The sequence below is a fragment of the Butyrivibrio proteoclasticus genome (assembly GCF_900115735.1).
GTDB lineage: Bacteria > Bacillota > Clostridia > Lachnospirales > Lachnospiraceae > Butyrivibrio > Butyrivibrio proteoclasticus_B.
The window spans coordinates 199357-219409 of the sequence record NZ_FOXO01000003.1 but is presented as its reverse complement, the minus strand read 5'-3'; the positions used below and the strand labels follow the sequence as shown (position 1 = coordinate 219409).

Sequence of the window (20053 nt, the reverse complement as noted above, 5' to 3'; positions counted from 1 at the left end):
CGCAAACACAGGGCTTCAGAAGATAAGGCCATCATGAAGGCCAATATGGAATACCTCAAAGATATGATAAAGCATGAACTTGGAAAGAACGTCTCCATGCCCGGTATGGGCGGCAGCGGTGTTTCCCCTGCCACATCCATGAGCATGCCTCAGGGTATGGGAATGGGAATTGAGATGGATGTCTCAGCGCCCCAGGCTTCGGCTCCATCGATTGATATTCAGGTGTGAACATCCTCTTGCGTCATATGTTACAATGAAATTACAAAAAGAATTTGGCACGAAGCAGGACACAATTTTGCCGATGGATATTATATAGAGATTGCAAGAAATCCCTCTGCGTTCATGCAGAGGGATTTTTGTATTGCATTAGTACCAAAACTAATGTTGCTTCATTTTATACCAAATCAATCTACTCAGAGCACGCAATAAGTTCTAAAAATCAGTACCATATCTAACGAACCTCATATTTGGGCTCCCATTTTTATGCATATGACTTTATCTTGCTGATATCGGGCCATGAAGATGGAAAAAACTATTTATTGGCTGAATATTGTGCCAAGTTAAGTGTGTCAGGAACCCCCCAGGGGGCTTGTGGGGCGGATTTGACAATGTTATCCTTTCATTTGTGTGAGTCAATATAAACACAGTGGAGGATACTAAATTATGAAAAGTAAATTTTTAGCGGCACTACTTGCTGCAACCATGGCATTATCAATGGTTGCTTGTGGTTCAGGTGCCGAGACTCAGTCAACAGAGATTCAGACAACAGACGCACAGACAACTACTGAAACATCTGAGAATCAGACAGCTGACGAAAGTAAGCCTGCAGCTACAGGTGAGAAGATTCTTCACACTGCAGCATCTTTTGCTTATCCAAGTCTTGATGTACACAAGGAATACTATGGATGGTACACATCAATTTATGGAGTTTCAGAGGCACTGTTTAAGCTCGACGAGACCATGAGTGCTGTTCCATGCCTTGCTAAGGACGCAGTTGCAGATGGCAGCACATGGACTATTACACTTAATGATGGAGTTCAGTTCTCAAACGGAAAACCTCTTACAGCTGATATGGTAATTAGAAACTTTCAGCGTCTTGCTGCAGAGAACAGCAGATTTGCTTATCTCGGCGATTTTGAAATGACTGCTACAGATGACAAGACAATCGTTATCGATACAAAGGAAGTTTATCCTACTCTTAAGAACGACCTTGCAAGTCCTGAGTGCGGAATGATCGATCTTGATGCAACAACAGATTTTGACAACGCACCTGTATGCACAGGACCATTTGTTATTACAGAGTTTATCCCTGAGGGAGACGTAACAGTAGCAAAGAACGAAAACTACTGGGGCGGCGATGTTAAGCTCGACGGCGCTGTATTCTACTACATGCAGGAGGATGATCCCAAGCTCCTTGCTATGCAGAGCGGCGAGATCGACTGCTACAACAGCGTTTCATCAGCAGCTCTTGAGGTTTATAACCAGAGCCCTGATCTGTACGATGTAGTTTCAATTCCAGGTGCACGTCTTCAGTTCTACATTCTCAATGAGAATACACTTGATGATTCTGTGAGAGAAGCAATCAATCTCACTGTTGATAAGGACAAGATCGCAGAGTACCTTTCAGGTACAGTATCTGCAGCAGTTGGACCATTCTCAACATCAGCTGCTTATGGCAAGGTGAGTGTTCCTGCAGTAGATACAGCCAAGGCAAAAGAGCTTTTGGAGGCCGATGGTTACACACTTGGAGCTGACGGCATCTACGAGAAGGATGGTAATAAGCTCAGCATCAGCATTGCATACTATGCAGCAAGATCTCTTGATACTCTTGCAATCCTGATCCAGGAGCAGCTTAAGGCTGTTGGTATTGATTCAACACTTAGAGTTGAGGAAAATCCTGATGCTACTTACATTGCTAACGCAGACTTTGATCTTGCTCTTTACTGCATGATCGCTGATAAGTCAGGTGATCCTCTTTATTTCATCGACTCAACTCTTGCAGACGGAGCTTACTACAATGTAGGTGGATTTGAGAGTGCTGAATGCCAGAGCATGATTGAGCAGCTCAGAACTGAGACAGATACTGCAAAGAGAGCAGAGCTTGCCAACAAGATTGTTCAGATTGCTATAGATGACAATGCATTTGGATATGTTGGACTTTTCAATAACACTACAGTTCTTCGTAAGGGCGTAAGCGGATTTGCAGAGTATGTTCCTTTCGATTTCTATGGAGTAGACGCAGAGACTGACATTAATGGCTAAACAAATACTTAAAAGGATCCTGGGACTTGCCCTGATACTTTTAGTGCTGAGCTTTCTTGTGTTTGGCATAATGTATCTGGCTCCCGGTGACCCTGCGGAAAAGAGACTCACCTCCCAGGGTGTGGTGGTCACAAAAGAAATACTGCAAGCGGAGCGGGAGAGGCTTGGCCTCCTCCGCCCCTTTATCGTTAGGTACGCTGAGTGGCTTTCGAATGTTCTCAGAGGAGATTTTGGTGTTTCCTTTAAGGATGATCTTCCCGTAGCGCCAAAACTGATAAAAGGGCTTAAGAACACATGTGGACTGGCTTTAACCAGTCTGCTTTTGGCGCTTATAATCTCTTTTCCACTGGGAATATGGTCAGCGGTCAAAAAGGGGAAATTGGTAGACCATATCGTCAGGCTCTTTTCATTTATAGGTAATTCTCTTCCGAATTTCCTGATATCAGTACTTTTGATGTATCTGTTTTGCATACATATCAAGATCTTTCCTGTAATTGCAGATGGAAGCATCAAAGGACTTATGCTCCCTGCGCTTTCTCTGGCAATACCCATGGCAGGAAGGTTTACAAGACAGATTAGGAGCGAACTCTTAGATCAGCTTGGGGAAGAGTATGTTGTGGGAATGAGGTCCAGAAAGGTAAAGGGCAGATTTATTCTTATCAACAATGTCCTTAGAAACAGCCTTGGACACATACTTACAATAATCGGCCTTCAGATCGGAACCCTGATGGGAGGCAGCGTTGTTATTGAGAATATTTTCAGATGGCCGGGTATCGGCAAACTTGTGATGGATTCCATAACAGCCAGGGACTACCCTGTGATCATGGGCTTTGTGCTTATTATGGGAACAATCTATGTTGTTATAAATCTGATAGTTGATATTACCTACAGGCTCTTGGATCCGAGGTCTTTTTAATGAACCATAAACGGAAAAAGATTAACAGAATAAAAGTAATAATATCTGCAGGTGTTGCACTGCTTTTGGTGCTTATAGCTCTTTTCGCAAGTGTTATTGCACCTAATGATCCATATGCAACAAGCGCATCAGCCATAAGGTCAGCTCCGTCCGGGGAATTTCTGTTTGGAACAGATAACCTGGGAAGATGCGTGTTTTCAAGAGTTTTATACGGAGCAAGGACAACTATAGCAGCTACATTTATACTGGTTGCGATTTCTTTTATCCTGGGAAGCATTATTGGAATTCTTAGCGGATATTATGGCGGAATATTGGATGAAATAATGATGAGGATTGCCGATATTATGCTGGCATTTCCTCAGATGGTAGTAGCCATCGCGGTTGCGGGCATTCTTGGAGGAGGACTTTCAAGTGCCATGATTGCGCTGGGAATAACTATGTGGACCGGTTTTGCCAGACTTGCACGGAGTCATACATTTGCCATAAAGAATTGCCCCTACGTGCAGGCTGCGAAATTGGCGGGAAAGAGTGGGCCGGCTATAATGATGGCCCACATACTTCCCAATATAATAGCACCACTTCTTACAAATGCCCTTACACAGATAGGAACCACCATGATAGGTATCTCGGGCCTGTCTTTTTTGGGGCTTGGAGTTGTGCCACCCACTGCTGAGTGGGGGTCAATGATCAATGAGTCCAGGGCATATATACAAATAGCACCTTGGGCTGTGCTGTATCCGGCAATTGCTACCATAGTCACCATCATAGTATTTAACTATCTTGGGGACTGCGTAATGGAATATAGAGATGAGGATTAAGCATGGATACAATACTTAGGATAAACAATCTCTCTGCCGGCTATGGCGATGAGAGTGTTATAAATGATATCTCTTTTGAAGTGGAAGCAGGTAAAAGAGTCTGTATCGTCGGCGAGAGCGGAAGCGGTAAATCTACGCTTCTTAAGGCTATTCATGGCTTTGGAGGCGTGACTAAAACATGCGGAAGTATAGAGACTCCAAAAGACATTTTACTTGGCATTGTGCCTCAGAATCCCGGCGGATCTTTTAATCCCATAAGGACTTACAAGGCACAGATAATGGAGGCGCTAAAAAGTAATAACATCGATTTTAAAATAGATGAAGTTGAGAAGACACTCCAAATCCTGGGACTTAATGATGCTAAAAGAGCGCTTGCATCAAGGCCTTATGAGCTGTCAGGAGGCATGAACCAGCGTATGGCCATTGCCACAACAATGCTCTTGGAGCCGGGGATTTTATTATGCGATGAAGTTACAAGCGCCCTGGATGTTAAAACTGCAGGGATGGTTGTGGAGCAGCTTCTTGAGATCAACAAACTAAAGGGTACTACTATTTTGATGGTTACCCACCATTTGGGTATTGCATCTAAAATGGCTGATTACATTGGAATCATGAAAAGTGGCAGGATGCTTGAGTATGGCCCTGCAAAAGAAATCCTGGAGAATCCACAAAACGAGTACACAAAGAATCTCTTGAAAGCCGTACCAAGACTGAAGGTGAGCTGATATGCCGGATTCAGATATAAATTTAGAAGGAAAAAATCTAAATAAAAGCTACGTTGATAAAGGCAAAAAATTACAGGTTTTAAAGGATGTGAGTTTCTTCCTGAAAAATGGAGAGATTCTTGGAATCGTAGGCGAGAGCGGAAGCGGAAAGAGCACCCTTCTTCGTCTCGTCACCTGCCTGGAAAAGCCTGATAGTGGAAATCTTTATTATAAGGGAACAGAGTATACAGGTAAGTCGCCGGCCTTTGCCGGAACTTTTCTGCAGATGATATTTCAGGATGCCCAGATGTCTTTTGACCCAAGAATGAAGATGAAAAAAGCCGTTGTGGAAGCTGCAAAGGGCTGTGGTCATGAAAAACTGTCACGAATCCTTGAGGCCGTTGGGCTTGATGAGAGCCTTTTGGAGAAAAAGGCAGGAAGCATGTCCGGAGGACAGTGCCAGCGAATGTCAATTGCAAGGGCGCTGTGTTCTGATGCCGGGATTCTTTTGTGCGACGAGGCAACAAGTGCGCTGGATGTTACAACTCAGGCCCAGGTAGTAGCTCTTTTGCAGCAGCTGAGGAAAAAAGAAGGGGTGTCGATCATATTTGTCTCCCATGACATTGCTCTGGTGAGCATGCTGTGCGACAGGATAATGGTAATGAAAAACGGCGAGTGTGTGGAAGAGGGAGAGACCGGTAAAGTTCTTGGAAATCCACAGCATTGGTACACCAGGGAATTACTTGATAACCTGATTGAGTAACTTACTTTTAGAAAGATATTTGAGGTATATGTGGTAATATGACTAAGCTTAGGCAGATTCCTTTCGAAGAGGAAGCGGAAGATATCAAAGATAAAGTGGTGACCTATTGGTCAAAGAGAGCTGAGAGCTTTAGTGAGCACAAACACGAGGAAATACACAGCAGGAAAAAACAGCTGTGGCAGGCGGAGTTTTTAAGACACTTTTCAGCTGATGATAAGCTGTCTGTTCTGGATGTTGGATGCGGAGCCGGTTTTTTTGAAATGGTGTTGTCGGATTTCGGGTTTGAGGTGACAGGCGTGGATCTTACGCCTGAGATGATAGAGAAGGGAAAAGAGCTGCTTTCACGCCATGGAGCAAAGGCGCGCCTTATGGTTATGGACGCCGAGAAACTGGATTTTGCCGATAGCTCTTTTGATCTGGTGATAAATAGAAATCTTGTATGGACACTTCCGCATCCGGTGGAAGCCTACATGGAGTGGCACAGAGTGTTAAAGCCGGGAGGAATGCTGCTTGTGTATGATGCGGAGTATGCAAAGGGATTTCATCACTATGATCAGATGCAGAACCTTGCCCACAAAAATGTGACCGACGCCATGGTAGAGGAGTGCCACGATATTTACCACATGTTATCTATCAGCACTTTGGACAGACCGGAGTGGGACAAGGCTTGTCTTGAAAAGATCGGTTATGAAAATATAGTTACTGATCTTGGGGCGGGAGATAGACTCTATAGCGAGAAAGACCAGTTTTATATGCCTGACAGGATGTTTCTGGTAAAGGCTCAGAAAGCAATAGTCTAATAATATGAATGGAGTTTGAGATGAGAAGAGGAATTGATACTACAGATATGATGGTATATGGTCACGAAGCCTGGATAATCACTGATAAGAGTGTATATGAGCCGGGGGAAGAAGTCTGCGGAATAATGAGATGGGGACATCACATGAGACCTGACGGGTTCTTTCGCCTTGATGAAATAAGAGCCTTTGCTACAGATGAAAAAGGAAACAGGATAGCAATAACACCGGTCAAAGGCCCCGGCGATGAGCAGGGAGACTACTACGAGCTTCGCTTTACTCCTGCTTCTGAGGGCATTTACACCCTTATGTGTATTTATGACAATAATTATGTAAGAGATGAAAAAGACGTGTATTATGAAGGCGACAGAAGGACATATCCTGATATTCTTGATGCCAAGAACTATCCTCAGATATATGTGACAAACATAACTGTTGGAGATAAGAAGGGGACTCCCGAATTTATCCATGAATCCAGAGTAAGCTTCGTTCCCGATCCCTGGGAAGCAGACACCGACGTGCTTCATTTAAAGCTTATTCACGACAAATTCCCGCTTGGGGGATCCACAGTAGTTGTTGTGTTCTATGATGGAAAAGAGTATTTTGAGAGAATCCTGAACACAGATGAGGAAGGCAGGATATTCTTCTCAGTGGAGAAAAAGGGTGTGTATATGGCCGTTACAAGAACTCCGCTGGCGGAAGGAATTCCCGGAATCTATGACAGTAAAGAGATAGCTTCAACATTCACATACGTTAAAAGGTAATACAAAAACAGGATGCGTTTAACATGCATCCTGTTTTTGTATTACTCCGTAGGTCACCATGGGACCATTCTTGATTATGCTAAGAGATGAGCACTGGTGGATCAGAACTCCGTCAGTATCGGCAATGGCTGTGTGAAGGGGTCTTCCAAAGTAATCCCTTATCTCACCAAATTTATCACCTTTTGAAAATTTATCTCCCACCTTTTTCTCCGGATACCAGCAGCCGGTGAATGGGGCGTCATCACTGAATTCTCTGAGTTCTGTCTTGGGATATGTCTTGTACTCTCCTTCAATAAGACCAAGGAATTTCAAAATGTTCAGTACATCTTCTTTGTCTGCCTGTACCTCATCTTTTGGAAGGAGACTAAGCTGACCGCGCTCTATTAGAACACTGGGGATTCCGGCCATGGAGGCTGTGTTGTAGGCGCCTTCGGTGGTGCAGGTACTCTTTACGCAGTAGGAGGCGTTGACGCAGTCCACCATCTTTTTTGCAATATCACTGGCAGGAGAAGCTCCCACGTAGTATGCGTAGGGGATAAGAGTCTCGTATCCGTCTCCGCTATGCAGGTCAATGTAAGCATCAGCGTTTTTAATAAAAACATCAAACAGAAGGCTTGCCAGTCGATCGGCGGCTGAACCATCCTTGTCTCCCGGGAAGACTCTGTTGAGATTCTTGCCATCCTCATAAACAAGGGACATGGTTCTGTTTTCAAAACCTGACCTGTTGGCTAATGGGATGATGATAAGATTTCCTGAAAGGTCTTTGGGAGAAATCTCATTAGAGAGCTCAATAGCTGCCTGAATGCCGACATATTCCGCATTATGGATACCTGCTGTAACTAGTACGGTTTTGCCCGGCTTTTCGCCACAGATAATGATATGTGGAATGTGTATTTCAGTTCCATCTACATGTATATGGTCTTTTATCGTCTTGCCGGAACTAAGCTCGTGTCCGGCTATATTTATTTTCGCCATTGTCTTAACCCTCATTTCAGAGACAAGGTTATCATGTTAGGACCGGGACTTTCAAGCCCCCTGGGGGGTTACATAGCTTCCGCGTACACAAAAAACCATAAACATCAGTACCACATCTAATGAACCTCAGCCTCAGGATACTTGCTAAGTGCTGAGTTTTTTTTTGTAGGAATGCGGTGTCAAAATTTAAAAATTTTGGCTCCGGTTTTCTGTTGTAGTAAAAATGCGGCATAGGGCAGTGTCAGATATACGTGTCATTAAGAAATAGCGCATACTCTGGAATTGCTTAAGAAAAACTCTTATAATCAAAGTTGCAGCTATGACAGTATCCTAAGCCTGCGTGAAGTGGGTCTTGATTATTTGCCGGATGATATAAAGAGGCCTGTTTCAGAAGACAAGATGCAGGAGTTAGTAATCCCACTCGACTATGTGAATGCAGAGTGGCTGCCTAGGGAGGTTCAAGATACCGCTGTAATCAGAAAGCAAGAAGAATCTTAGTATAGAATAACTTTCAGTTTTATCTGTTAAAGGAGAATGAATCATTTTGGACTATAAGAAACTGAATGCGATTATATATGCATTATTAGCGGCATTGTTTTATGCAATAAACATACCGTGTTCGAAATTACTGCTTAATAACGTGCCACCGACGTTTATGGCTGCATTTCTGTATATGGGAGCAGGTCTTGGAGTCGGAATCATGTATATTTTCCATGCAAAGAAAGAATCCACAGAAGAAAGGCTTGGGAGAGAAGATATACCATATACTTTTGCAATGGTTGTTTTGGATATTATAGCGCCAATCCTGCTGATGATAGGCATAAAACTGGGAACAGCAGCCAACGCATCACTTCTTGGAAATTTTGAGATCGTAGCAACAACGTTGATTGCATTCGGACTCTTCAGAGAGAAAGTATCCGCAAGGCTGTGGGGAGCAATATCTCTTATTACAGTGGCAAGTATAATACTTTCATTTTCAGGAGAGGGGAGCTTTTCCTTTTCACTAGGATCGATGTTTGTTCTTGGGGCAACTGTTTGCTGGGGACTTGAAAATAACTGTACGAGAAAGATATCCGGGAAAAGCACTTATGAAATAGTGACTATAAAAGGAATCGGATCGGGGACAGGATCGTTCATAGTTGCTATGGTACTTGGAGAGAACATCCCGAGGCTTTCATATATAGGAATAATTATGATTCTTGGTTTTGTTGCGTATGGACTCAGTATATTCACGTACATCAGAGCACAGAAGACTTTAGGAGCAGCAAAGACAAGCGCTTATTATGCGGTAGCACCGTTTATTGGGGTGGTAATGTCAGCTGTATTTCTGAAAGAAAGATTCACGATGTTGTTTATAATTGCGCTGATAATAATGATTACAGGGACTGTACTTATTGTCAGGGATACATTGATACATAGCCATAAACATGCTCACACACATCTGATAACGCATACGCATGACGGATCTACACATACGCATGCTATCGAGCATTCCCATGATCACACCCATGTGATCAAGGAGGGAAAACATGGGCATACACACAGTGTAGAGGAGTTGGAAACCGCCCTGGGACATAGGGGAGCATTGTAAGATAAATCCGAATATATTATAGAGTAGAACTGATTATCAAGTATTAAGATGGAGCGTTTTATGATACATACCTTGATGAAAGAAGATGGGTTTGAAGGAATCCTGTTTCCGGGCAACGGAAGCAAGGACAAAGTAATAATAGTTATGTCCGGTTCAAATGGTGGAATGAATATGGCTAAACATGAGGCAGAGTTCTACCATAAGAACGGCATTCCAGCTATGTCGCTTGCACTTTTCAAGACAAAGCAGACATCTCCTGATCTGGTAAGTGTAACCATTGAATACGTTGAAAATGCTATCAGGTACTTAAAAGAAAAGTACTCAGAGATGAAGATTATCAATATCGAGTTGAATGGCGTATATATGATAAAGCAAGCCATGCACTTACTGACGGGCTTGATGAAATGTCCGGTTATGCCAAATGGGCTCTGAATCATATGCTTCCGGCTGAGAAAAAATATCCTAAAGAGTGCGAGGAGGCCAGACAGGACAGCATTAAGCTAATATTGAAGTTCCTTGATGAATAGGGCAATAGATCCTGCTGAATAAGGATAGGAGATGAGACAGAAAAAATACTGAAGTACTATTGAAAATGGAGTTAGCTTATGCTAACATTTGAGATAACTGATAATTATTTTCATGATATTAAATATCTATTAAAAACACCCGGTTAGTGCGGGATTTTCTTTTGAGAATGGGTTAGTTGAGACTAACGAAATAATGTTTGGCTGGAAGTGATGGCATGATGAATAATGAGCAGATTGTTGAGGCTTTAAAAGAGAGCGGTATGAGAATAACCAGACAGAGAATGATAGTTGCAGATGTCATTGCGGATAATGACGGAGCCAGCTGCAAGGATATCTGCTGTATTGTACGAGGCAAAGATTCTTCTGTGGGAGTAGCTACGGTATACCGCATGATAAATGTGCTGGAAGATATCGGAGTAATTGAGAGGATAGATATGATCAAACATAGGAGGAATGGCGATGAAGGCTGATTACAAGAATTGGATGCCGAAAGGGATGGTACTTGGGACGATTGGAATTACTGCAGCGATATTCTTTGTTGCAGTAATTGTAGGTATGGCTTCAATAGTGGGAAAGGTATTGCTGATTTTAACTGTGTTGTTTGCCTTGATATCTTTGTGGATGTACCTGATGTACAGGGCATTTTCCTATAACGGAACACGTCAGATGTCTAAGCAGATAATAGAAGGTGTTTCATCCTATGTAAAAATCCCGGATGGCGGTAAATGCCTCGATGTTGGATGTGGAAGCGGGGCTCTAAGTATTGCCTGTGCAAAGAAAAATCCAGGCGCTCAGATAATTGGTATAGACAGATGGGGTAAAGAGTATGCTTCATTCAGCAAGAGTCTCTGCGAAAGTAATTCTGTTGCTGAAGGTGTAAATAACACATCTTTTCAGCAGGGCGATGCCTGTAAGCTTGATTTTGCAGATGAGACTTTTGATGCAGTTACAAGTAACTATGTGTATCACAACATACCAAGTAAGGACAGACAGGCGATTCTTCTTGAAACACTAAGGACCCTTAAGAAGGGCGGAACATTTGCTATTCACGATATTATGTCCAAGGCAAAATATGGAGATATGGAAAGCTTTGTAGAAAAGCTTAAAAATATGGGATACGAAGAAGTAAAACTTGTTGATACTACTAACGGTATGTTCATGAGCAAGTGGGAGTCCACCTGGATGGCTCTTACAGGTTCTGCGCTTCTTATGGGGAGGAAATGATTTATGGGACTTTTTAAAAACTTTGTAAGTCAGACAAGAAAGCCGGAAGGTTTCCTGGGACAGATGATGGTCAATGGCATGAACAGTGGGCACGCGAAGATGGCCGACTGGGGAATGGCACATTTAAAAACTATTGCACCGGAAGAAATTCTTGAAGTTGGATGCGGTGGTGGAAGAAATGCACATGAGTTGCTACGGAAGTATCCATCTTCTAAGGTTACGGCGATTGATTATTCAGATGTTTCGGTTGCAAAAGCAGCAGCTTACAACACAGGCATGATACAGAAGGGACGCTGCAAGGTTCAGCAGGGCGACGTTTCTAATCTGAACATGAATGAGCAGTATGATCTTGCAACAGCTTTTGAGACCATTTATTTCTGGCCGGGACTTGAGAAATGCTTTTCAGAGGTAAACAAGGCACTTAAGCCTGGTGGAATCTTCATGATTGTAAATGAGTCTGATGGAACTGATAAGGCGAGTCTCCAGTTTGAGAGCATCATTGATGGCATGAAGTGTCATACAGTAGAAGAAATCGAAGGGGCTCTGAAACCTGGATTCTCGGATTAACATGACGAGGTTGGTAACTCGATTCCGAGAGTCTCGTAAATCTCAGCCTGCTTGTTCAACATCTCACCAATCCTGAGCGCGCGGTTTTCATCTTCATAGCACTCAAGCACATCGAGCTTATCAAGCAGTTGCTGCATCGTGTAACTTTTATATAAATCTGTTTCTTTCATCTTGTGATCAAGACAGGAAATCAGAATTAATGCTATAAATTCGTTGAATATTTTGCCATCGAGGTTCTTCTCTGACTTGGAAAGAAGCCGCCTCATGTTGAGTTTCTCTTTGATGTTACAAAAGCCTTTCTCAACGATATCCTTCATCCTATAGAGATGGAGTGCTGTAAAAGCGTCCATCTTCTCATTGGTGATAAGGGCAAAGTATCCTATATACCTACGTGCTGCTTTGATCTCGTCCTCTTTGTAATAGACCTGCCTGCCACGAGCAGGTGTGTCCTTTACTTCAAAAAACCTGGCATAAGCTTTCCTGTGTTCCTCAACCTCTTTGTTTTCAAGCAGCTCATTACAGAGAGTGGCAATACGTTTGTCAAAAGCCTGTTCCTCGTCAGCACCTCTTTCGATGCTGTAGAAATAGTGGATGTAAATCCTGCGTTTCTCTTCGAGAGTATCGCCGATATATGGCCTGTCCTGTGTGTAGTTCCATTCAGCACTGACTGTAAGGCCATAAGTATTAAGGCCCTCATCGAAGTTGTTAAACATACGGATGTCATCATATACATCATCAAGATTGCTCTTGATGAGCTTGAGGGAGAGCTTAACTCCTACGAGGAACTTAACATGTTCCTTGTAAAGACCATTTATGTTGTCTTCAGAGTAAAATCCTCTGTCCATAACAAACTTGGTCTTGCCAAAGCCCAGAATATCCAGATCTTCTAACAGATGCTTTACCGTCTTGGAGTCCGGGATATTTCCGGCAAGCTTGCGGTAATAGAACGGAAGACCTGACTTTTCTCCAAATACAAGAAGGAGATTGATCTGGGGAAGCTTGTCATCTTCCTTGTTCTTGCCCCACTGTACCTGGTTGAGGGTCTCGGAATAGCTTGAGATACTTGTGCTGTCATAAGCCCAGTACTCATCTTCAACTCTACGTCTGGCCTGGAGTTTCAGGAACCTGGCCACCTGGTCATCAGAGATGGAAGCAAACATTTCACTGCTTCTGGGCGAAGCTATATCTTGTCCATAAGGATGCTTATGGGTAAGATTCCATTTTTCAAACCTGTACAGAGGGTTGTTATCCTCGAGTATCAGGTAGAAAGCTACTGACAAAAGCTTTTTGTACATGTCCGGGAAACATGTCTTAAGATCAGCTGTTAGCCCGATCTGATCAGACAACTTTTCAAGAAGGTATGTGGCTCCAAAATAGAGACGTTTTGTCTCCGTGAATGGCTTGGGTCCAGTCTTGACAGGCAAGGATTTGGAGGGCTTTGCCTCCCCTTTCTTGGCACGGCCACGGGTAGGGATAATCTCTCCCGAAACAGGATCAACCTTTCCGATACATACTCTCTTAGAACGAGACTGCTGTTTTTCCTTGTCCCAATAGTAGGTTGTCTCGTAAGCGTAGGTAATGCCTGATCTTTTGTCAGTTTGAGTAACAATTGCCATTATCACACCTCGTCACGTTTTCTTATAATCATTATAAAACATGACGAGACAAAAATCAAGTGTAAAACAGCAATAAATTCAGTATTTTAGCGGCTTTTGGGAAATTGTGACGAGGTTTTCATCGTCACGTTTCCGAGAATCCAGGCTGAAAGAAGCGGGTTTTTCAAAGGTTAAGTCAGATCATCATGAGAGTAAACCGTGGATTACAGTCATTGCAAAGAAATAAGGAGTAGATGGCGCGGTTATGATGAAGTATAAAGGAACTTATCTGTGATTACTGGATCGTACCTGATAAGATAGCGAATCCTCAGTAAAGTTGGAGGATAAGGGATGGACAGAAAGATAAAAGTCTATAAAAAGATATATCGAAAGGCCATTGAAAAAACTGGACTTAATAATGTCGATGACAGAGTTGAAGCATACGCTGCCCGACTTTCTAAGATGTATGCCTCTGATGATTTCAGGAAACACAATGTTTATCCATCAACAAGTACGCTTCATGTATATGCGGTAATTGCAATGTGTCTGGAACTAAAGCAATTTGGCTTTTCTGACACAGATATCATGGATTATATAAACGCTGGTTTTGAAGCAAGAAGGACATTTTTCAATGTGATAATTGCAATAATCAACGCACTTCCGAACAGTTTTGATATTGCCAGAAAGTGGAATATCGGCGACCATGAAAAACGAATGACTGATGGCAGCATAACCTATGACTATTTCAATGTCACCAGAGACAAGGTAGAATATAGAATTTCAAAGTGTATGTATGTCGAAATGTTTGAAAGCTATGGGATAAGACCGCTTTGTAAAATATTCTGTAATACAGATACAAGAGCCTATTCGGGACTTACACGGCATGTAGAGTTTATCAGACATTCGGATTTATCAGATGGGCCTGCATGTCAAGATGAGGTGATCAGAAAATGTTAAAGAACTACATGAAGGAAGGGCAGAAACTCCCTCTCTTTGGAGTCGGGCCATATATTGTTTATGGAATTGCTATGGTCAATGTAATAGGAATTATCTTGTTTGGCTATGTGCTTAAGATAGGAATCCTGTATAAGCCATGGATATTTATTTTCCGAGTGGTTGGTACATTACTCATAATAATGGGAATCGGAGTCTGGTATATAGGAGCTGTCCGGTCAGATATGGATGATTCTATAACAGAGAACAGGCTTCAGACCAATGGCATTTATTCATGGGTACGGAACCCGATGTACAGCGGCTGGTGGTTTGCGCTATCTGGGATTACCCTTATGTGGCATAATGCATGGCTGCTACTTTTTCCGATTGTTGACTGGATTATTATGACAGTTGCACTTATAAAAACGGAAGAGAAGTGGCTTTTGGATTTATATGGTGAGGAGTACGCTGAGTATAAGAAAAACGTAAACAGATGCATTCCGTGGAAACCTGGCATTGGGATATTTAGAACGGAGATATCCGCAGCTAAGTGGATGATATATGATTTGCCGGGGAATGCAGGCTGGATAATATGGATCGTTTGTACAGTGAAATGTTTGAGGCAAGAGGCGAATATGTATGCCGTACTTTCTGTCATAGTAGCAATTTTCATGATGATTGGCGTGTTGGAACTAATTAGTGAGAGGGCGGCAGGGCTTAACCGCATCCTTACAGCGACAAGGCTGCACAGGGGCTTTGGAGCCTTAACTCTGGGCGGGCTGATTGGAATCCCTGTTTCAATATATGGAATTATTTCAAAGACTGACCGGGGATTGCCGCTGTGGATGCTGACAGGAGCAGTGCTGTGTGCCCTGTTTGCCGGGCTCATACTCATAACGTTTAAGAGGGAAAAATAAGATGAGAATACTCGTTTATGGAGCAGGAGTGTTGGGTGGAAATCTGGCAAGCAGTCTGTACAGACAGGGAAAAGATGTCACACTTCTTGCCCGTGGAAAGTGGTATGAAGAGATAAAAAGAAATGGGCTTAGTATTCATCATTATTTCGGCAGAAAGACCAATATGAAGATACCTGTGATTAATGGGTTGAGATCGGATGATAGATACGACGTTATATTCGTGGTGGTCAGATATACCCAGATAGATAGTGTTGTTCAACCTCTTAAAGATAATGCTTCCAGGAACATTGTATTTGTCGGCAACAATCTTAAGACAGACGAACTTACATCCGCACTATCAGAAAAAACTGTGCTGTTTGCATTTGCAATGTCTGCAGGGCATAGGGGAAAAGACTATATCAGATCAGTGTCACTGAATAAGATAACAGTTGGAAATACTAAGGGGACTTCCTCGCAGGAGAATTTTATAAGAAATGTATTCTCCGGAACAAACTTCAAAGTAGTCTATGAATCAAATATGACAGACTGGCTCATATGCCATGCAGCATCAGTAATACCAATAGCTTTTGCCTGTTATTATGCAAATGGTGATATAAAAAAGCTTAGGCGCGACAAAGTCTATGTCAACAGGATCATGGATGCAACTATTGCGGCTTATACAGTACTGGAAGACAATGGGCATGAAATCATGCCTGATTCCGACAAAGATTTTAGGAATCCAAAGTTCAAAAAGAAATACCTTCCGTTCTATCAATTCATTTTCGCAACGAAGCTTGGAAAACTCTGCACTTCAGACCATGCGATGAATGCAGTCGATGAGATGAGTGCGCTCAACAGGGATTTCAAGGCATACATCGGGCAATACGGCGATATTCCAAAGCAGTGGACAGACCTTGAGAGGGATACTAACGGATATCTGGTGTAAATATGGAGGCCGGACGGGGAAATCCATGGATGCTTGCTGGACTATTGATTATGACGAAAAAGGCTAAGGTTGTTGATATATGACTATACACGAATTTGGAAAAGATAATGATAAGGTCATAGTGTTGCTACATCCGTCCGTGGTTATGTGGGATTACTTCGAGTATGTGATTCCGCTTTTGGAAAAGAAATACCATCTGATAATTCCTGCACTTCCGGGGTATGACCCTGACAACAAGAGCGATTTCACAAGTGTTGAAGAGATCTCAGCAGAACTGGAAGAATGGCTGAACCTGAACGGGCTGAGCAATGTGACGTGTCTTTACGGCTGCTCCATGGGTGGAAGCATTGTAGTCAGGATGCTTGCAGGCAACAAAGTGACAATACAGAGTGCAGTAATCGATGGTGGTATTACTCCATATCAGCTTCCTTGGATCGTTACAAGATTGATAGCAATAAAGGATTTTTTGTTGATATACACAGGAAAACTTGGTGGAACAAAGCTGTTGGAAAAAGCTTTTTCAACTGATGAACTGTCAGAGGAAGATGCGCAATACGCGGCAAAGGTTCTTAAAATGATCAGTGCAAGAACAATCTGGAGAACATTTGAATCATGTAACAATTATTCCATGCCTGAGAATGTCCATATTGACTGCAGGTATATAGAGTACTGGGTTGCAGAAAAGGAAGTCAAAGACCGAAAGTGGGATGTGTCATATATCAAAAATTACTTTCCACGGACGGTTTTCAGAAAAATAAAGGATGTAGGGCACGGGGGTCTTGCTCCGTTTAATCCGGAAAAGTTTGTGAGGGGGATTGAAAGCACTATATGGAAAAGTACGATGTTACAAAGCCCGTCATTTTGAAAAAAGGAGTCTATAAACTCAACGGCGAGGCAAATTTTAATTATCAGCTGAATAGAGTTATCAACTGGGATGGCGGTAGACTTGAAGATGTCGAAAAAGTCTCCGGCAAGATCCACAACAGTGACGATTGGAAAAGAGAACTTATCTTGCTCGGCGACGAAGCCATGAAAGAGGGCAGGACAGATAATGCCATTGCCTATTATCGAATGAGCGAGTTCTTCATGTATGACGGTGATCCTGATAAGAGAAAGTACTATGAGAAGGCAACCAAGCTCTTTTACGAGTACTATGCAGATTTCTTTGAGGGAGAAAATCCAAGGATTGAAAGATATGATGTCCCCTATGAGAATGTGAAACTCCCTGTGATGCATGTGGTGCCTTATGGTGAGAGCAAGGGGACTATACTTATCCATGGTGGCAATGACAGCTATTTTGAGGAATTTCTTTTCACTGTCCTATATATGCAGGAACAGGGCTTTGAAGTCTACATGTTTGAAGGCCCCGGGCAGGGTGGCGTAATGCGCGTTCAGGGAATGCATTTCACCCATGAATGGGAGAAACCTGTTAAGGTAATCCTGGATTATTTCAAGCTTTCTGATGTGACTATCATAGGCATATCTCTCGGAGGTTATCTTGCCCCAAGAGCAGCGGCTTTTGACAAACGCATAACTAAAGTGGTTGCTTGGTCCATATTCCCATGCTTTCAGGATATTCTTGTGAGTATGCAACCACAAGGTACGCAGAGAGCATTTCATATCCTCATGAAGCTACATGCCCGTCCACTTCTTAATCTGGTATTTGGCAAAAAAGCTAAGAAATCTCCCATAATCGACTGGGGAATCAAGCATGGATGCTATGCCTATGAGGCAAAGGATGCATATAGTTATGCCAAGAAGCTGAAGCTATATGACATTGCACCCGTCGCAGATCAGATTACGCAGGATATGCTGATTCTTGGGGCCAGTGGAGACCATTTCATTGATTACCACCTTATCGGAAAAGAGATCAACATGCTAAGGAATGTCAGAAGCCTTACATTTCGCCTGTTTACTGACAAGGAAGAAGCGGAAAATCATTGTAATGTGGGTAATGGGAAATTGGCTATAGATGAAATACTTAGTTGGATTACACGTATTGGGAGTAAGGAATGATTGTTACAGCTGTCGCAGTGGGAACCAGGGGGGATGTAAATCCTCTGGCAGAGCTTGGCGAGGAAATGACAAAAAGGGGACATGAGTTCCGGATACTGACATCGGAGGCTTTCCGTCCGCTCATAGAAAGTAAAGGCGTGACCTTCTTAAGGCTTGATACGGATGCAGATCATGTCATGAAATATATGGTTACAGACTATAAGACTAGCCTTGATTTTGTTAATGGGCTATTTAAGCTTAAGAAGGAAAATCCGAGATTTATGGAGCAGACCATTGATGCTATAAAAGGCTCTGACCTTGTAATGTATGGTACGTGCTCAGCTTTTGCAAGACATGCGGCTGAGTATCTTGGAATCAAATGTGCAAGATATTTTTACAGTCCGATGGATCCGACCAGACAATACTCGCTTTATACTGATGATTTTAATTCGGACAAAGTGCTTAAAAGCTATGATGGACTATCGGATGGGATGAGCCTCATGACAATTGTCGCCCTAAATAAATGGAGAAAAAGTGTAGGTCTTCCAAAGTGGAAGAAAAGCAGCAGATATACAGAACTTAATGGAAGAAAAGTACTTACTTTTTATCCTACAAGTCCTCTGCTTATGCCACCGGATCCTGCATGGGGAGACCACATACATGTGACAGGGTACTGGTATCATCCGGAAGCGAGTATAAAAGATTATGAAGAGCCTGAGGAACTTACGGCCTTTTTGGCAGTGGGTGAGAAACCGATATTTGTAGCTTTTGGAAAGGCAGAGTCACCTGAACTTGCGAGACTACAGCTGCTGACATTAGATGCTTTAAAAAAGACCGGAATTCGTGCTGTCGTGCAGGCATACCAGATACCGAAAAAAGACAAGATAAATACTGACAAGCTGTTTTTTATAGATAACGTCCCATATGCTTATATCTTCGGAAAGGTGAGAGCAGTAGTGCATCATGGTGGAAATACAACAAACGGTCTGGGACTTAGGGCAGGGCTTCCAACACTGGTGATAGCACTGGCGCTTGATCAGCATTTCTATGGCAGGGTGGATCACAAGCTTGGATGTGGACCAAAACCTTTATACATCAGAAAGAAGTTATGTACAGCCACAGAAATCGCAGATTCTCTTAGAGACTTGGTCAGTGGAAATTACGATGTTACGGCGCAGACAATTTCTGAGCTGATAATGAAAGAAAATGGCATAGAAGAGGCTGTTAAAGCAATAGAGGACTATGTTTCAGAGGGGTAAATGAGTATGCTTTTAACTGTTTTTCTTACAATTGTTTTCTGTGCTGCGATAACGCTGATGATGTTTTCTGCGGTGGCATTTATACAGAATGAAAAGTTCTTTTCTTCAGCGCCAAAGGAAGCACAGGCGGTGCTTCGTCATAGAGACAAGGAACTTTTCTATGGGGCGAGGATAATTGGATGGACACTTATGATATTCAGCCTTCTGATGATACTTGGTGTTGGAGTGATTTCAATCTGGGATGGCTTCAGGAGTGGGTTCACGTTTGGGCAGTTCTTCTTCAGATTTGTTTTCATATTCACCGTATACAAGATTTACGATATGGTCTGTTTTGATTACTTCCTTCTCATGAAATTCCGTTTCTTTCAGTTTTATTATCCAGAGGTGGAAAATGTATATAGAAATAGGAAGTATGGATATAACATCAAGAGCCAGCTGCTGAAACTTCTTGTGATTTTCCCGGCAGCGTCAGCTATTGTGGCCTGGATATGTACATTGTTTTAAGAAACGTGGAGGAGGCA

The 20053-nt window shown here is 42.7% G+C and carries 22 protein-coding genes; 20 read left to right on the top strand and 2 right to left on the bottom strand.

Annotation, left to right across the window (positions count from 1 at the left end):
- The 8 genes from BM146_RS19320 to BM146_RS03435 all read left to right on the top strand — a co-directional run.
- Window positions 1–228 (top strand): hypothetical protein (locus tag BM146_RS19320; protein ID WP_177201575.1); only part of this gene is annotated, 228 nt, incomplete at its 5' end.
- 435 nt (window positions 229–663) lie between these two features.
- Entirely contained in the window at window positions 664–2262 is a 1599-nt protein-coding gene (locus BM146_RS03465) for an ABC transporter substrate-binding protein (protein ID WP_074884351.1), read from the top strand.
- Window positions 2255–3178: an ABC transporter permease gene (locus BM146_RS03460; protein ID WP_074884348.1), complete on the top strand. Its 924-nt coding sequence runs from the start codon at window positions 2255–2257 to the stop codon at window positions 3176–3178. Before BM146_RS03465 ends, BM146_RS03460 begins: the two co-directional genes overlap by 8 nt.
- Window positions 3178–3996 carry an ABC transporter permease gene (locus BM146_RS03455; RefSeq protein WP_022779912.1) on the top strand — a complete coding sequence of 273 codons (819 nt, stop codon included), beginning with the start codon at window positions 3178–3180 and terminating at the stop codon, window positions 3994–3996. Before BM146_RS03460 ends, BM146_RS03455 begins: the two co-directional genes overlap by 1 nt.
- A 2-nt stretch (window positions 3997–3998) precedes the next feature.
- Window positions 3999–4721 (top strand): ATP-binding cassette domain-containing protein, encoded by a 723-nt coding sequence (locus BM146_RS03450; RefSeq protein WP_026519960.1) that lies wholly within the window; start codon window positions 3999–4001, stop codon window positions 4719–4721.
- 1 nt (window position 4722) lies between these two features.
- Window positions 4723–5463 carry an ABC transporter ATP-binding protein gene (locus tag BM146_RS03445; protein ID WP_074884345.1) on the top strand — a complete coding sequence of 247 codons (741 nt, stop codon included), beginning with the start codon at window positions 4723–4725 and terminating at the stop codon, window positions 5461–5463.
- 38 nt (window positions 5464–5501) lie between these two features.
- Window positions 5502–6263, top strand: coding sequence for a class I SAM-dependent methyltransferase (locus BM146_RS03440; RefSeq protein WP_074884342.1), 762 nt, complete (start codon window positions 5502–5504; stop codon window positions 6261–6263).
- A gap of 8 nt (window positions 6264–6271) precedes the next feature.
- Window positions 6272–7024, top strand: a complete 753-nt coding sequence (locus BM146_RS03435; protein ID WP_083413381.1) for a DUF4198 domain-containing protein — start codon at window positions 6272–6274, stop codon at window positions 7022–7024.
- Window positions 7025–7042: 18 nt separating this feature from the next.
- On the opposite strand, the gene BM146_RS03430 is transcribed toward BM146_RS03435, so the two are convergent.
- Entirely contained in the window at window positions 7043–7999 is a 957-nt protein-coding gene (locus BM146_RS03430; RefSeq protein ID WP_074884336.1) for a succinylglutamate desuccinylase/aspartoacylase family protein, read from the bottom strand.
- Window positions 8000–8543: 544 nt separating this feature from the next.
- Between BM146_RS03430 and BM146_RS03425 the strand changes: the two genes are divergently transcribed.
- The 5 genes from BM146_RS03425 to BM146_RS03405 all read left to right on the top strand — a co-directional run bounded on the left by BM146_RS03425 (window position 8544) and on the right by BM146_RS03405 (window position 11908).
- The gene (locus tag BM146_RS03425) at window positions 8544–9590 is read left to right on the top strand and encodes a DMT family transporter (protein ID WP_074884332.1); all 1047 of its coding nucleotides are present in this window, start codon (window positions 8544–8546) and stop codon (window positions 9588–9590) included.
- A 60-nt stretch (window positions 9591–9650) separates the two neighbouring features.
- Window positions 9651–10022 (top strand): hypothetical protein, encoded by a 372-nt coding sequence (locus BM146_RS03420; protein WP_074884330.1) that lies wholly within the window; start codon window positions 9651–9653, stop codon window positions 10020–10022.
- Window positions 10023–10314: 292 nt separating this feature from the next.
- Entirely contained in the window at window positions 10315–10587 is a 273-nt protein-coding gene (locus BM146_RS03415; protein WP_242949328.1) for a Fur family transcriptional regulator, read from the top strand.
- On the top strand, window positions 10577–11341 hold the full coding sequence (locus BM146_RS03410) for a class I SAM-dependent methyltransferase (protein ID WP_022766179.1): 765 nt from the start codon (window positions 10577–10579) through the stop codon (window positions 11339–11341). The genes BM146_RS03415 and BM146_RS03410 overlap by 11 nt, the downstream gene beginning before the upstream one ends.
- A gap of 3 nt (window positions 11342–11344) precedes the next feature.
- Entirely contained in the window at window positions 11345–11908 is a 564-nt protein-coding gene (locus tag BM146_RS03405; protein WP_074884327.1) for a class I SAM-dependent methyltransferase, read from the top strand.
- Here BM146_RS03405 and BM146_RS03400 read toward each other — a convergent pair.
- Complete coding sequence (locus BM146_RS03400; protein ID WP_074884324.1) at window positions 11905–13524, bottom strand: IS1634 family transposase; 1620 nt, start codon at window positions 13522–13524, stop codon at window positions 11905–11907. The genes BM146_RS03405 and BM146_RS03400 overlap by 4 nt on opposite strands.
- 330 nt (window positions 13525–13854) lie before the next feature.
- Here BM146_RS03400 and BM146_RS03395 point away from each other — a divergent pair, with 330 nt between their 5' ends.
- The 7 genes from BM146_RS03395 (at window position 13855) to BM146_RS03365 (ending at window position 20036) form a co-directional block, all read left to right on the top strand.
- Window positions 13855–14460 carry an L-2-amino-thiazoline-4-carboxylic acid hydrolase gene (locus tag BM146_RS03395; protein ID WP_027217876.1) on the top strand — a complete coding sequence of 202 codons (606 nt, stop codon included), beginning with the start codon at window positions 13855–13857 and terminating at the stop codon, window positions 14458–14460.
- Window positions 14454–15353: a methyltransferase family protein gene (locus tag BM146_RS03390; RefSeq protein WP_051211677.1), complete on the top strand. Its 900-nt coding sequence runs from the start codon at window positions 14454–14456 to the stop codon at window positions 15351–15353. Before BM146_RS03395 ends, BM146_RS03390 begins: the two co-directional genes overlap by 7 nt.
- A 1-nt stretch (window position 15354) precedes the next feature.
- Window positions 15355–16278, top strand: a complete 924-nt coding sequence (locus BM146_RS03385) for a ketopantoate reductase family protein (protein WP_074884321.1) — start codon at window positions 15355–15357, stop codon at window positions 16276–16278.
- 79 nt (window positions 16279–16357) lie between these two features.
- On the top strand, window positions 16358–17143 hold the full coding sequence (locus tag BM146_RS03380; RefSeq protein ID WP_074884319.1) for an alpha/beta fold hydrolase: 786 nt from the start codon (window positions 16358–16360) through the stop codon (window positions 17141–17143).
- Window positions 17107–18294 (top strand): alpha/beta hydrolase, encoded by a 1188-nt coding sequence (locus BM146_RS03375; protein WP_074884317.1) that lies wholly within the window; start codon window positions 17107–17109, stop codon window positions 18292–18294. Before BM146_RS03380 ends, BM146_RS03375 begins: the two co-directional genes overlap by 37 nt.
- Complete coding sequence (locus tag BM146_RS03370; RefSeq protein WP_074884313.1) at window positions 18291–19532, top strand: glycosyltransferase; 1242 nt, start codon at window positions 18291–18293, stop codon at window positions 19530–19532. Before BM146_RS03375 ends, BM146_RS03370 begins: the two co-directional genes overlap by 4 nt.
- Window positions 19533–20036 (top strand): hypothetical protein, encoded by a 504-nt coding sequence (locus tag BM146_RS03365; protein ID WP_242949327.1) that lies wholly within the window; start codon window positions 19533–19535, stop codon window positions 20034–20036. It begins immediately after the preceding gene.
- Window positions 20037–20053 lie beyond the last annotated feature (17 nt).

What these genes read in the sequence shown, in the direction of transcription:
- BM146_RS03465 (WP_074884351.1), top strand. Translation starts at nt 664, where the DNA reads ATGAAAAGTAAATTTTTAGCGGCACTACTTGCTGCAACCATGGCATTA.
- BM146_RS03460 (WP_074884348.1), top strand. Translation starts at nt 2,255, where the DNA reads ATGGCTAAACAAATACTTAAAAGGATCCTGGGACTTGCCCTGATACTT.
- BM146_RS03455 (WP_022779912.1), top strand. Translation starts at nt 3,178, where the DNA reads ATGAACCATAAACGGAAAAAGATTAACAGAATAAAAGTAATAATATCT.
- BM146_RS03450 (WP_026519960.1), top strand. Translation starts at nt 3,999, where the DNA reads ATGGATACAATACTTAGGATAAACAATCTCTCTGCCGGCTATGGCGAT.
- BM146_RS03445 (WP_074884345.1), top strand. Translation starts at nt 4,723, where the DNA reads ATGCCGGATTCAGATATAAATTTAGAAGGAAAAAATCTAAATAAAAGC.
- BM146_RS03440 (WP_074884342.1), top strand. Translation starts at nt 5,502, where the DNA reads ATGACTAAGCTTAGGCAGATTCCTTTCGAAGAGGAAGCGGAAGATATC.
- BM146_RS03435 (WP_083413381.1), top strand. Translation starts at nt 6,272, where the DNA reads ATGGAGTTTGAGATGAGAAGAGGAATTGATACTACAGATATGATGGTA.
- BM146_RS03430 (WP_074884336.1), bottom strand. Translation starts at nt 7,999, where the DNA reads ATGGCGAAAATAAATATAGCCGGACACGAGCTTAGTTCCGGCAAGACG.
- BM146_RS03420 (WP_074884330.1), top strand. Translation starts at nt 9,651, where the DNA reads ATGATACATACCTTGATGAAAGAAGATGGGTTTGAAGGAATCCTGTTT.
- BM146_RS03410 (WP_022766179.1), top strand. Translation starts at nt 10,577, where the DNA reads ATGAAGGCTGATTACAAGAATTGGATGCCGAAAGGGATGGTACTTGGG.
- BM146_RS03405 (WP_074884327.1), top strand. Translation starts at nt 11,345, where the DNA reads ATGGGACTTTTTAAAAACTTTGTAAGTCAGACAAGAAAGCCGGAAGGT.
- BM146_RS03400 (WP_074884324.1), bottom strand. Translation starts at nt 13,524, where the DNA reads ATGGCAATTGTTACTCAAACTGACAAAAGATCAGGCATTACCTACGCT.
- BM146_RS03395 (WP_027217876.1), top strand. Translation starts at nt 13,855, where the DNA reads ATGGACAGAAAGATAAAAGTCTATAAAAAGATATATCGAAAGGCCATT.
- BM146_RS03390 (WP_051211677.1), top strand. Translation starts at nt 14,454, where the DNA reads ATGTTAAAGAACTACATGAAGGAAGGGCAGAAACTCCCTCTCTTTGGA.
- BM146_RS03385 (WP_074884321.1), top strand. Translation starts at nt 15,355, where the DNA reads ATGAGAATACTCGTTTATGGAGCAGGAGTGTTGGGTGGAAATCTGGCA.
- BM146_RS03380 (WP_074884319.1), top strand. Translation starts at nt 16,358, where the DNA reads ATGACTATACACGAATTTGGAAAAGATAATGATAAGGTCATAGTGTTG.
- BM146_RS03375 (WP_074884317.1), top strand. Translation starts at nt 17,107, where the DNA reads ATGGAAAAGTACGATGTTACAAAGCCCGTCATTTTGAAAAAAGGAGTC.
- BM146_RS03370 (WP_074884313.1), top strand. Translation starts at nt 18,291, where the DNA reads ATGATTGTTACAGCTGTCGCAGTGGGAACCAGGGGGGATGTAAATCCT.
- BM146_RS03365 (WP_242949327.1), top strand. Translation starts at nt 19,533, where the DNA reads ATGAGTATGCTTTTAACTGTTTTTCTTACAATTGTTTTCTGTGCTGCG.